Origin of the sequence: Bilophila sp. 4_1_30, assembly GCF_000224655.1 — a bacterium.
In the GTDB taxonomy this organism is placed as follows: domain Bacteria; phylum Desulfobacterota; class Desulfovibrionia; order Desulfovibrionales; family Desulfovibrionaceae; genus Bilophila; species Bilophila wadsworthia.
The window spans coordinates 218,330-229,615 of the sequence record NZ_JH114234.1 but is presented as its reverse complement, the minus strand read 5'-3'; the positions used below and the strand labels follow the sequence as shown (position 1 = coordinate 229,615).

The window sequence follows — 11,286 nt, the reverse complement described above, 5'->3', positions numbered from 1 at the left end:
CCATCCGCGACGACGAAATCGCCGCGAAGGTCATGGGCATCGACACATTCAGGACCAAGGTGCTCTCCTTCTGCCTCGGCGCGTTCTTCGCGGGCGTGGGCGGGGCGCTGCTCGGCAACCTCCTGACCACCATCGACCCGAAGATGTTCACCTTCCTGCTGACCTTCAACGTGCTCATGATCGTCGTGGCCGGCGGCCTCGGTTCGCTCACGGGCAGCATCCTCGGCAGCGCGGTCATCACCGTCCTGCTCGAATGGCTGCGCGCCGTGGAAGACCCCATCACCCTCGGCGGATTCGCAATCCCCGGCATCCCCGGCATGCGCATGGTCGTGTTCTCGCTGGTCCTTCTGTGCATCATCCTGTACCGCCGCGAGGGCATCATGGGAATGCGTGAAATCACCTGGGACGCCATCTTCGACTTCTTCTCCCGGAGGAAACGCGCATGACCTCCTTCGCTCAGAACGGACTGCTGCTCGACGTGCAGCACGTGACCATGCGCTTCGGCGGGATCACGGCGGTCAACGACCTGTCCATGCGGATCCCCACGGGGTCCATCACCGGGCTCATCGGCCCCAACGGAGCGGGCAAGACCACGGCCTTCAACGTCATCAGCGGCTTCTACAACCCCCAGGAAGGCGACATCCTGTTCAAGGGCCACAGCGTGAAGGGCTTCCCGCCGCACCGGATCTGCAGGGCGGGCATGGCCCGGACCTTCCAGAACATCCGGCTCTTCGGCAGCGAAACCGCACTGGAAAACGTCATGGTCGGCTGTCAGGTCCGACGCAAAAGCCAGTGGTGGATGCCCGTCTTCAGCCTGCCCAGCGCACGGCGCGAGGAAGAGGAAATCCGCGAGAAGGCGAAGGGCCTCATCCACCGCCTTGCGCTCGATTCCTACATGAACGAAAAGGCGTCGAGCCTGCCCTACGGGGCGCAACGGCGCCTTGAGATCGCCCGCGCCCTGGCGACCAGCCCGGACTTCCTGCTCCTCGACGAGCCCGCCGCCGGGATGAACCCGCAGGAAAGCACCGAACTCATGCGCTTCATCCGGCATATCCGCGACGAGTTCGACCTGACCATCCTGCTCATCGAGCACGACATGAAGGTGGTCATGGGCGTGTGCCAGTACATCTGGGTGCTGGAATACGGCCAGCTCATCGCCGAGGGCGATCCGGACGCCATCCGCAACAACCCGAGGGTCATCGAAGCCTACCTCGGAGAGGACGTCAGCAGCCATGCTTGAAATCAAGGATCTCCACGTCCACTACGGCGGCATCCATGCGGTGCAGGGCGTCAGCATGCGCATCCCGCAGGGCCGGATAGTCACGCTCATCGGCGCGAACGGCGCGGGGAAAAGCAGCGTCATCCGCTCCATCTCCGGCCTCGTGAAGGATACGAAGGGCGAAGTGCTGTTCACCCCGGCGGCCCGGGACGGCAGCGAGCCCAGGACGGAACAGCTCCTCGGGAAATCCCCCGAGGACATCATCCGGCGGGGCATCTCGGTGAGCCCGGAAGGCCGCCGCATCCTCCCCCACCTCACGGTCGAAGAAAACCTCATGCTCGGCGCGTACATCCGCAACGACAAGGAAGGGATCGCGCAGGACATCGACTGGGTCTACAACCTGTTCCCGCGGCTCAGGGAACGCAGCTGGCAGAAAGGCGGCACGCTCTCCGGCGGCGAACAGCAGATGCTCGCCGTGGGCCGCGCGCTCATGAGCCGCCCGGATCTGGTGATGCTCGACGACCCTCGCTCGGCCTCGCCCCGCTGCTGGTAAGGGAAATCTTCGACATCATCCTGAAGATCAACGCCGAAGGCAAAACCGTGCTGCTCGTGGAACAGAACGCCCTCGCGGCCCTGTCCATCGCGCACTACGCCTACGTGCTCGAAGTCGGCCGCGTCGTCGCCGAGGCCCCGGGGCAGGAACTCCTCAAAGATCCCAAGGTCAAGGAAGCCTATCTTGGAGGATGATCTGTCTTACGCATCGGTAGATGATCTATCTTATGCAAAGGGGATGCTTCGATAACAATCGCCAGTGAAATGTATCTCCCGTGTAAAAGAAGCTGGTTTTTTCTGCAAAAAACGGATTAAACCTTGACAGAGAACACTCTAAAGCGTATCAACTCAAATTCGGAACGGGACGTTAACTCAGTAGGTAGAGTATCTGCCTTTTAAGCAGAGAGTCGCAGGTTCGACCCCCGCACGTCCCACCAAATATTTTAAGGGTTTACACTCTAATGAGTGTAGACCCTTTCCTCGTTTTGCTACCCTATTGCTACCCTGCGGCGGATTGGTGAGTTCTCGCGCCCGCTGCCTGCTACCTGTTTGCTACCCTGCTGCTACCCTTGCCGGACAGAGCGCGTCTGCTTCCCGCTTCGTATTCGTGCTACTCGCCGGGGACTTGACTCCGGCCCGGATTCCGGGCAATCTGACTTTCCCCAAACACTACAAGGCTTGCCGAAGCCTTCGCCAGCGCCCCACGCTGGAGAGAATAGCGGCGTTTCTTGTTTCTGCCACCGAAGCACCTCGGGCCTTTCGTCCGTGGGATGCGGTTACATATTGGCGGAACAACGTCCTGATGTTCGTGAGACTCAGGCGGCCTTGTAGTGGCCGGGGAGCGTTGTTCCGCCTTTTTTGTTTCCCAATCCCAAAACACTACAGGTGGCTTATGTTTATCATCTTTTCCCTTTCCCGGCCCGGAATGTGCGCCGGGGCCCTCCCGTTGCATCAACTGCTCCACAAGCTCGCCCGTTCCGGGCAGCACAAGGCCGTGGCCGCCCTGCGCGGCCTGTCCGCGCCCCTGCCGCCGGACGTCCGCGTCCGCTGGCGTATCTACGGCATGTCCCTGTCCGTGGAGGTGGCGTCATGATTGCCCTGAATGAACGCATCCGACTGGCGCTGCTCAAGGAGTGGGTACAATCCCTGTACGCTCTACGGAATCTCGAAAACGTCAATGCCCGGCACCGTGTCTTGACGCCAGACGAAGAGGCGGAACTGTCCGCGACCGCAGGGCATTATACGTGGATTGCACAAAGGTATGGCAAGCTCCGCGAGCGTTTGGCGGAAGAACGGGCCGAAGCCGCGAAGGAAGCGAGTTTCAATCCGCAGCACGTGGCGTTTTCCTACTACTACCAGTGCGACATTACCGAACGCTTCCGGTGGTGCCCCCCGTTGCGCTGGTGGCTCATGCGGGACGCCGCGCGGCGGCTTGAGCGCGTCTGTTCCAGAATGGCGCGGGAGGGCTGGCAATGAGCGCGCGCATACAAACCCTTCCGGCGGACATCACCCTCGGCAACCCCGACGTGCTTTCGCTCTACGCCCAGCTTTTGGCAGGCGAACGGTTCGGGAAGCGGTTCGGCAACTGCCCGGTGTGCGGACGGCAAAAATTTACGACGCGCACGACCTGTTCCCGCGCCTACTGCGCGCAGGTCTGGAAAATCGCCAAGGGGCTGTATCGTCTCGCGCCGTCGTTTGAAGAGCCGAAGCCGACCGTCATCGCGCCGAAGCCCGCGAAGAAAAAGCCTACGAAGGCAAAGCCCGTTCCCGTCGTGACGGCAGCTTCCCCGTCCGGTCCGCTTTCGGAAGCCGAACGCTGGATGGCTGAACACGCGCTGCTTGACTGCGCCCGCATGAACGCCCGTTTGGCGGCCTCGTCCTGCGGCATGAACTGGAGATGCTTTAAGCCTTCGCGCTGCGTCAACGTGCCGGACGGCGCAACGTGTCCTCCGATACCTGACGGATGGGGGCTGTAATGGGCTGGGCGCAACACAACCTCACGGCGGAAACCCGCGACCGCATCGCGCGGACGCTCTTTGTCGTGCAGCAGGAAGACGGCGACTGGCTCAACGGCCTGTGTCCGTTCCACGACGACCGCACCATGTCGTTCGGCTACAACGTGACGAACGACGTCTTCAAGTGCTTTGCGAGCTGCACGGACTCCGGCGACCTTGTCGACCTCTGGTGCAAGGTCAAGGGCTACCCCGAACGTTCGACGGAAGGGCTGCGTGCATTCAAGCGTGAGTATGCGCAGGAAGGACTTGCCCCAGCGCCGCGCAAAACGCCCGGGCAGCTCCGGACTCGGCTGGACGTGAAGCTCCCCGGCGAAATCCCGGAAAACGTGTTCAGCGTCATGGAGCCGGTTTCCGACGCCATGATGGGCGAGCTTTCCCGGCGGCGCGGCTGGACGCGGGAAACACTGGACGAACTCGGCGTGCGTGCGCTTTCGCACTTCCGGCGCAAGGCGAACCTGTATGAAACCTTCCCGATCCGGGAACGCGACCGCGTGGCCATCCCGATCCGCGACGAAAAGGGGGTGCTCCGCAACATCCGCGTCTACTACCCGCTGGGCAAGCCGGAAAGCGCGCCGGCCAAAATCATGAGCTGGGGCAAGGGGCACGGCTCGGCCATGCTGTTTCCGGCGGCGTCCACGCTGCGCGACGGGCTGGTCATCCTGTGCGAAGGCGAGGCCGACTGCATCTGCGCCCGCTCGCACGGTCTGAACGCGATCACGCAGACCGGCAAGCCGGACGTGTGGCCGAAGTCGCACCTCAACGCGCTGGCGGGCCGGGAAATCCTGCTCTGCTACGACGCGGACAAGCCGGGGCAGGCCTACGCGGACAAGGCGGAAAAGAACCTGACGCGCGCCGGGTGTACGGTGTTCCGGCTGGAATGGCCGGATTTCATGGGCCGGGAAAACGGAGAATGGCCGGACGACCACGGGCAGGACCTGACCGACTTCTTTGTCCGGCACAGGCAGGGCGTCGGCGAGTTCATGACGCTTGTCGGGGCCGCCAGAGAGCGGCGGGAAAACGCCCGGAAGGACGTAGCCGGCACACCGGAAACATCCGCGCCGGACGTCGGGTTCATGCGCTTTTTCGACAGCGGCGTGAACGGGCGGCTGTCGTTCCGGGAAAAGCTGCTGGCGGACTGGCTCGCCGAACACTTCCCCATGCTCTACCACGACGAATCGGGCCAGCTTTACCGCTGGGAAGGCCGCTTTTTCGAGCCGTGGAGCGTGGAGCAGCTCAAGCGCGAGGCCATCATCGCGCTTGGCGACGAGGCCACGGCCTCGCGCGTGAACGGCTCGTGTTCGCTGGTGCTGGCGCTGGCGTCCATGCCCAGCGGGCGCGAACTGGACGACCGCGAAGACTGGGCCTGCCTTGAAAACGGGATGCTCAACCTGCGCACGCTGGAGTTCATCCCGCATGACCGGGACTTTCTTGCCACGGTCAAGCTCGGCGTGACGTGGCACGGCGAAAAACCGCCAAAACCGGAACGCTGGCTGCGGTTCCTCGGCGAAACCGTGCAGACGCCGGAAGTCATCATGCAGCTTCAGGAATTCATCGGCTACAGCATGACCCGGGACACCACCATGGGCAAGGCGCTCCTTCTGCTCGGCCCCGGCGCGGACGGGAAAAGCAAGGTGATCAGCATCATGCGGGCGCTGGTGGGGCAAAAGAACTGCTCCGCCGTGACCATTGCCGGGCTTGAAGATCAGTTTCAGCGGGCGTCGCTGTTCCGCAAGATGCTCAACGTCGGCGCGGAACTGAGCGCGGAGGCCACCAACAGCGAGTTTTTCAAGAACGTCGTCACCGGCGACCCGATACAGGCCAGCTTCAAGCACAAGGACAGCTTCGAATTCCGCCCGTACTGCAAACTGGCCTATGCCATGAACAAAAAACCGCGCGTGCTCGACAACTCCGACGGATTCTTCCGGCGCATTCTTCCAGTACAGTTCAAGCGGCAATTTCTGGAGGACGACCCGACGATGGACAACGACCTTGAAAGCAAGCTGATGGCCGAACTTGACGGCATCTTTGCGTGGGCCGTGCTCGGACTGCATCGGCTGATGAAGAACAAACGGTTCACATCCTGCGATGAAACCACGGAATTCATCATGAAATACCGTCGGTACAACAATCCTGTAATGGCCTTTGTGCAGGATCAATGCACGCTTGAAGACGGCTATGACGAAGACCTCAAGGAACTGTACAAGGCGTACAAGAGTTACTGCACGGAAGGCGGCTACAAGCCGTTGAACCGCGAAAACTTCATCGAAGAGCTGGAAACGGCGACCCGCAAGCTGCGGGAGGTCGCGGTCAAAGTCTACCGTCCGCGAGTCGAGGGCAAGCGCCCGCAGCGCGTCTCCGGCATTTCCCTGACCTCCGGTTTTACAAACAGCCTCTAGGATGCCCGTACAGCCATGTTTGCGTACAATTTGACCTGCACACAGCAAGAGAAACCGAAACGCCTGTACGGGCCGTTTCTGCGCGAAATTCGGGCAAGGGGCGTTTCCCCCGTATCCCCGACACATGGCGGGGGTGGGCGGTCACAAAAGCGGTCAGTAAGAAGCATGAGGCTTTTTATGGCTCAATCAGCAGTAAATACAGGACAAAAACGTTTTCATCACGCAAGTGGATCACTGGCGGTCAGTGAACCGCTGACCGCGTATCACCAGTTATGCCAGTTGGTTTCGTGGTGGTCAACGAATTTTGGAAAAAACTCCACGCATATGCACACGCGCACGCGCGCGCATATGCGTGCGTGTGCGCGTATAATTTTCTATTATTTTCGTTGACCAGTGATCCAGCCTAGAAATAGAAAAAATAGAAAAACAATTCAATATGTTAGAAAGTAAGAATCTACTGACCATTTACTGACCGCCAATGATCCGCTTTGTGATCCAGACGGTTTTACATAAGAGGTTCACATGGTTACGACAGAAACGACACTTAACGGCATACTCTCCGCGTGGGGCATGGGCGGCGAACCTGATCATCCCACCATTTCCCTGCAGACTGCCGGGACAGCCGCACCTGTCGAACCAAGCCCATCCGATGCCGGACGGAATGAACAGAGGGGGGAGGGAGCTGTCCCCTCCCCCACGGAGCCGGAACCCAAAGCGGAAGGCTTCGGCGCAAGCATCGGAAGGAGACTGCTGGGCAACGTGTGCGACAAAAGCGTTGTTGCCAGCGGAGCCGACAGGCTCGTGGAATTATGCCGGGCGTACCCGGTCAGACCGTACCTCGTTGAGGGCGGCGGGCGCGGCTTCACCATCCCGAACGGCTGGGGCGCGAACGAAACGAACTGGGCCGTAGTCAAAGAGTTCGAGCGGCTGTGGTGGAGCGAGGCAGGAGACGAAATCGTAGAACGCTTTGCGGATAAGCTGCCCATGGTTGGACGCAGCCTGTGGGAAAAGAACGAACCTGACGGAGTGGGACTTCCCCGCTCCCGCACTGGCCGCCGGCCATAACTCCGTCGAGGTAGGTTCTTTCAGAAACCCTTCCCACAGGGGTCGGCACAGGCGTGGGGGCGTATCGCGGAAAAATGAAATTTGATTTTGCAATATACAAAAGAAACGGGCAATGAGATGAATAACGACTTTTCCACAGCCTCGGAATCCCGCCTTTCAGGCAATCCTGTTTTTCCGCAGGACGGCTGGAATCCCCTCACCGGGCGGCGGGAATTCCGATCCGCCAATCAGGCGTGGGACATGTACGGGCAGTACAGGTTCGGCATTGCCAAGCGCACGTTTCTCAACTACGTCGGCAAGGAAAAGCGTTGCCGTCCGCGCCCTGATATGACGTATCATGTTGAAGATATAGAAAAATTTTCAATATCTGAAGGTTGGCCCCCGGCCCCTGCCTTTGCCCGGCTCGCGCCACAGGGGGAGCGGGGGGGAAGCGCGGACGCCACCTGTTACGGCGAAATGTACCAGATGGAAAAGGCACTTACGCAACGCGCCGTGCGTCAGGCGAAAGAGCTTGAAGTGGACCGCAAGCTCAAGCGTCTCATTCCCCGCGAGCTGTACGAGCAATCGCTGGCGGCGGCTGCCGTTGTGACCAGCACGGGGCTGGAAGCCTTCGTCTACGATTCCGTGCGCGAGATCATCCACCTGTGCGGCGGGACGCTCGAAAAGGAAGACGCCCTGCGCGAGTACATGCTTGAGCGGGTAAAGGACTGCCTCAACGGTTTTTCCGAAGCATTCGAGTATGACGTGGAGCTGGAGGCCCGGCTGGATGAAGAGGCTGAAAAGGAGGCGTCCCGTGGGGACGCGCAGACGGATAGAGAGGCGGACGCATGACGAAACAGTGGACGCTGATCGACATGTCGCGGACGCGCAGACGGATCGTCGCGCCGTGTCCTCCCGGTGTACCTCCGGGAAGGGTGCGGTTCGAGTGGCCGGATGCCGTGCGCCGGATATGGCGGCGTCCCGAGCGGCTGTCCGTTTCCGAGTGGGCGGAACGCTATCGCGTGATGGAGCCGGACGGACCACGCCCCGGCAAGTGGAGCAACGCCACCGCGCGGTATCTGTCCGGGCCGATGGATGCCTTTTCCCTGCCGCATGTGCGGGAGGCCGTGGTGGTGGCTCCCCCGCAGACGGGCAAAACGGAAATCCTGCTCAACTGCATGGGCTTTGCAGCGGATCACTATCCCGGCCCCGCGCTCATGGTCTACGACCAGCGCGAACTGGCGCAGCGGATGAGCACGGGCCGGGTGCGGAACCTGTTCCGGCTCTCGCCCCGCCTGCGCGGGATGCTCACGGGGAAACAGGATGATGAGGCCAATTTCTTTCTCCGGCTCAGGCACATGCGCATCGGCTTCGGGTGGGCGACGTCCGTTTCCACGCTCTCCAACGTATCCGTCCGCAACCTGTTTCTGGACGAGGTGGACAAGTACGAGTCCACAAACAGGCAGGAAGCCGGGCCGGTATCGCTGGCCTACAAGCGCGTGCGCGCCTACCGGGACACGTCCAAAATCATGCTGTCCAGTTCCCCCACCACCGTGGAAGGCGAAATCTGGCTGGCCTATCTGCGGGCGCAGGCCCGGTTTGAATACGCCGTGCGCTGCCCGGACTGCGGCCAGTACCACGTCATGCGCTTCAGCCACGCCTCCGGGAAAGGCTGCGTCGTCTGGCCGGAGGGGATGGCGGCGCAGGCCGTTTTCAGCGGCAAGGCCGCCCGCTATGTCTGTCCGTGCGGGAGCGTCTGGGACGACTTCAAACGGGACCGTGCCGTGCTCGGCGGACGCTGGCAGGAAGCGGAAAGCGGGCTGGACATGGCGACATGGTTTGCCCGGCATCGCTCACGTTCCGTCGCCTTCCGCTTCTCGGCGCTGGTGTCGCCGTTCGTCGGCCTTTCGGAGACTGCCTCCCGCTTCATCACGGCGGCGGAAGACCTGAAAGTCGGGAAACTCGACGCCTACAAGGATTTCATGAACGGCTACCTCGGCGAACCGTGGCAGGAAGACTACAGCCCGCGCAAGGAAGAGGCCGTGCTGGCCCTGCGCGACGAACGCCCGTCCGGGGTGCTGCCCTCCACGGAAAAGGTGGCGGCACTGCTGGCCACCGTGGATACGCAGGATTTCGGCTTCTGGTACGAGATCAGGGCGTTCGGATACGGTCAGGAATGCGAATCGTGGCAGGTGCGCTCCGGCTTCGTGGAGGATTTGGACGCGCTCGACCGCGTGCTGTGGCTGCCCTACTACGACGTCAACGGCGTGGAGCACGTCGTGCATCTGGCGGGCATAGACTCGCAGGGGCACCGGACGCGGGAAGTGTACGACTGGTGCATCCGGAACCGCGGGCGCACGCTGCCGATCAACGGCGAACGCAGGCTGAAGCAGCCGTACACGCTGGCGAATCTTGAAAACTATCCGGGAACCAGCGTCAAGATTCCCGGCGGCCTGCGCCTGCTGCACGTCCACACGAAATACTATAAGGACGCCCTGCACCGGAAACTGTCCATCGCTCCGGCGGACCCCGGCGCGTGGCACATGAACGCGGAATGCACGACGGAATGGGCGAAACAGCTATGCGCCGAATACGTTGACGATTTGGGGAACTGGTCCTGTCCGAAAGGCCGGGACAACCACGCGTGGGACGTGAGCGTCTACGGCTTCTGCCTTGCGGACTTTCTGGGGCTGCGCTACCAGCAGCCGGAGCTGTACGGACAGGGACCGGGCGAACCCATGCAAACGGAACCCCGGCAGGAACGCCCACGGCGGCGGTGGTAACGGTTGTCTTTTCCCTCCCTTTCAGGCAAGCCTTACAGAAAAGGGGGGCATATGAAGGAAGATATGCGGATAGGCAAGCTCATAGCCCTGCTGCTGTGGGTTGTGGCTGCGGTGGCGGCTTTCGGATGTTTTGCGGAAAATCAGTACAGTCTGGCGTTCGCCTGCATTTTCAGCGGGCTGTTTTCGGGGGCCCTGCTCTGGGAAATAGCCTCATGCGTGGAACAGCTGAAAGGCATCCGGCGAATTTTCGAAAACGTCACAAAAGACTAAGCATCATGTCTTGCCAAGCGCGGCAAACGTCGCTATCTTGAACGCAAGAAGGGCGGCAAGTGCTACCAACACTCACCGCCCCGTGGGCCAGTCCCCCGGCGATTTTAGTTCATCACCAAGTTTCAAGCCCGTGTGAGAATGGCTGTTCCCACACGGGCAAACTCATTTTCTAGCCGCGAAAGCGGCGGATAATAAGCGCCACGATGACGCCGGCCAATACATTGGCCGCGACGTCAAGCAGGAACTGTGCCATAGGCTTACTCCTTTACCCGGAGAACGGCCCACGCCTCTGATAGCGGCTTTTGGGATGAAGCACAAGACATCTCCCGAAAACGGAGAGAATGACGCGCTTCGTATTGTTCCGCCGATACCTTTTTGGGGCATCCCCATAACCGGCAAGGCGACGTCCGGGGGTCCGTGAGGCCCCGGCCGCTCATGGAGCGGAAAAACGTCGCCTTGCCTTTTTGTGTGCGACGCTCCTCCAGCCGCACCACTTTTGGGTTTCTCCATCCCGCCCCCTCCCGCTTTCCGAGGGGCATCCTGTCCGCCGGATTCGTCGCCCCGCCTCTTCCGGGTGCGCCGGCGGCCACTCCGGCATTGCCATCCATATGCCCTTTTGGGGATGCTCCCGCCAGCAGCCGCCTTCCCCTGTCGGCAAGCCGCCCTCTCCCCGTTAACGTTTCCACGTTGTTCTCCGCACCGCATTAACCCCGTTTGCGCGTTCGCCTTTTTTCTGCTCAATTCTGGCTGATGCTTTCGCCAATCAGGAGCGTGCGGTATGGCGTTTACAAGTTTTCGGGATACGTTGGAACGGATGCGCAACGATCTCGCGTCGGGAAACTGGCGCGTCAAGTCGTATGATATTGACGGGATGCAACGGGAATTTTTTTCGCCCGCCGAGTTCATGCAGATGCTCGACTATGTGGAGCGCAAGGCGGCGGACGAGGCGGCGCGCGATACCGGATACCGTCCGCGCACGGTCGTGCGGAGCGCGGACCGATGAGCCT

General features: G+C 61.3%; 11 protein-coding genes, 1 tRNA gene and 1 pseudogene. All 13 read left to right on the top strand.

Annotated features, from left to right (window positions below; all coding sequences use genetic code 11):
- Positions 1-446, top strand: a 446-nt coding sequence (locus HMPREF0178_RS17205; RefSeq protein ID WP_039959284.1) for a branched-chain amino acid ABC transporter permease, incomplete at its 5' end; no start/stop codon positions are given.
- Positions 443-1,240: an ABC transporter ATP-binding protein gene (locus HMPREF0178_RS17200; RefSeq protein WP_009381129.1), complete on the top strand. Its 798-nt coding sequence runs from the start codon at positions 443-445 to the stop codon at positions 1,238-1,240. The genes HMPREF0178_RS17205 and HMPREF0178_RS17200, both read left to right, overlap by 4 nt.
- Positions 1,233-1,966: pseudogene (locus tag HMPREF0178_RS17195) on the top strand (ABC transporter ATP-binding protein). The gene HMPREF0178_RS17200 and the pseudogene HMPREF0178_RS17195 overlap by 8 nt, the downstream one beginning before the upstream one ends.
- Before the next feature lie 166 nt (positions 1,967-2,132).
- Positions 2,133-2,208 (top strand) — tRNA-Lys (locus tag HMPREF0178_RS17190).
- 455 nt (positions 2,209-2,663) lie between these two features.
- Positions 2,664-2,864: a hypothetical protein gene (locus tag HMPREF0178_RS17185; RefSeq protein ID WP_009381126.1), complete on the top strand. Its 201-nt coding sequence runs from the start codon at positions 2,664-2,666 to the stop codon at positions 2,862-2,864.
- Positions 2,861-3,247 carry a hypothetical protein gene (locus tag HMPREF0178_RS17180; protein ID WP_009381125.1) on the top strand — a complete coding sequence of 129 codons (387 nt, stop codon included), beginning with the start codon at positions 2,861-2,863 and terminating at the stop codon, positions 3,245-3,247. The genes HMPREF0178_RS17185 and HMPREF0178_RS17180 overlap by 4 nt, the downstream gene beginning before the upstream one ends.
- Entirely contained in the window at positions 3,244-3,747 is a 504-nt protein-coding gene (locus HMPREF0178_RS17175) for a hypothetical protein (protein WP_009381124.1), read from the top strand. Before HMPREF0178_RS17180 ends, HMPREF0178_RS17175 begins: the two co-directional genes overlap by 4 nt.
- Positions 3,747-6,182, top strand: a complete 2,436-nt coding sequence (locus HMPREF0178_RS17170) for a phage/plasmid primase, P4 family (RefSeq protein WP_009381123.1) — start codon at positions 3,747-3,749, stop codon at positions 6,180-6,182. The genes HMPREF0178_RS17175 and HMPREF0178_RS17170 overlap by 1 nt, the downstream gene beginning before the upstream one ends.
- Positions 6,183-6,704: 522 nt before the next feature.
- Entirely contained in the window at positions 6,705-7,247 is a 543-nt protein-coding gene (locus HMPREF0178_RS17165) for a hypothetical protein (RefSeq protein WP_009381122.1), read from the top strand.
- Between the two features lie 117 nt (positions 7,248-7,364).
- The gene (locus HMPREF0178_RS17160; RefSeq protein ID WP_009381121.1) at positions 7,365-8,078 is read left to right on the top strand and encodes a hypothetical protein; all 714 of its coding nucleotides are present in this window, start codon (positions 7,365-7,367) and stop codon (positions 8,076-8,078) included.
- Positions 8,075-10,009, top strand: coding sequence for a terminase gpA endonuclease subunit (locus HMPREF0178_RS17155; protein WP_009381120.1), 1,935 nt, complete (start codon positions 8,075-8,077; stop codon positions 10,007-10,009). The genes HMPREF0178_RS17160 and HMPREF0178_RS17155 overlap by 4 nt, the downstream gene beginning before the upstream one ends.
- A 51-nt stretch (positions 10,010-10,060) precedes the next feature.
- Positions 10,061-10,279: a hypothetical protein gene (locus tag HMPREF0178_RS17150; protein ID WP_009381119.1), complete on the top strand. Its 219-nt coding sequence runs from the start codon at positions 10,061-10,063 to the stop codon at positions 10,277-10,279.
- A gap of 778 nt (positions 10,280-11,057) precedes the next feature.
- Positions 11,058-11,282: a hypothetical protein gene (locus HMPREF0178_RS17145; RefSeq protein ID WP_009381113.1), complete on the top strand. Its 225-nt coding sequence runs from the start codon at positions 11,058-11,060 to the stop codon at positions 11,280-11,282.
- Positions 11,283-11,286: the final 4 nt, after the last annotated feature.

What these genes read in the sequence shown, in the direction of transcription:
- HMPREF0178_RS17180 (WP_009381125.1), top strand. Translation starts at nt 2,861, where the DNA reads ATGATTGCCCTGAATGAACGCATCCGACTGGCGCTGCTCAAGGAGTGG.
- HMPREF0178_RS17155 (WP_009381120.1), top strand. Translation starts at nt 8,075, where the DNA reads ATGACGAAACAGTGGACGCTGATCGACATGTCGCGGACGCGCAGACGG.
- HMPREF0178_RS17200 (WP_009381129.1), top strand. Translation starts at nt 443, where the DNA reads ATGACCTCCTTCGCTCAGAACGGACTGCTGCTCGACGTGCAGCACGTG.
- HMPREF0178_RS17185 (WP_009381126.1), top strand. Translation starts at nt 2,664, where the DNA reads ATGTTTATCATCTTTTCCCTTTCCCGGCCCGGAATGTGCGCCGGGGCC.
- HMPREF0178_RS17170 (WP_009381123.1), top strand. Translation starts at nt 3,747, where the DNA reads ATGGGCTGGGCGCAACACAACCTCACGGCGGAAACCCGCGACCGCATC.
- HMPREF0178_RS17145 (WP_009381113.1), top strand. Translation starts at nt 11,058, where the DNA reads ATGGCGTTTACAAGTTTTCGGGATACGTTGGAACGGATGCGCAACGAT.
- HMPREF0178_RS17175 (WP_009381124.1), top strand. Translation starts at nt 3,244, where the DNA reads ATGAGCGCGCGCATACAAACCCTTCCGGCGGACATCACCCTCGGCAAC.
- HMPREF0178_RS17165 (WP_009381122.1), top strand. Translation starts at nt 6,705, where the DNA reads ATGGTTACGACAGAAACGACACTTAACGGCATACTCTCCGCGTGGGGC.
- HMPREF0178_RS17160 (WP_009381121.1), top strand. Translation starts at nt 7,365, where the DNA reads ATGAATAACGACTTTTCCACAGCCTCGGAATCCCGCCTTTCAGGCAAT.
- HMPREF0178_RS17150 (WP_009381119.1), top strand. Translation starts at nt 10,061, where the DNA reads ATGAAGGAAGATATGCGGATAGGCAAGCTCATAGCCCTGCTGCTGTGG.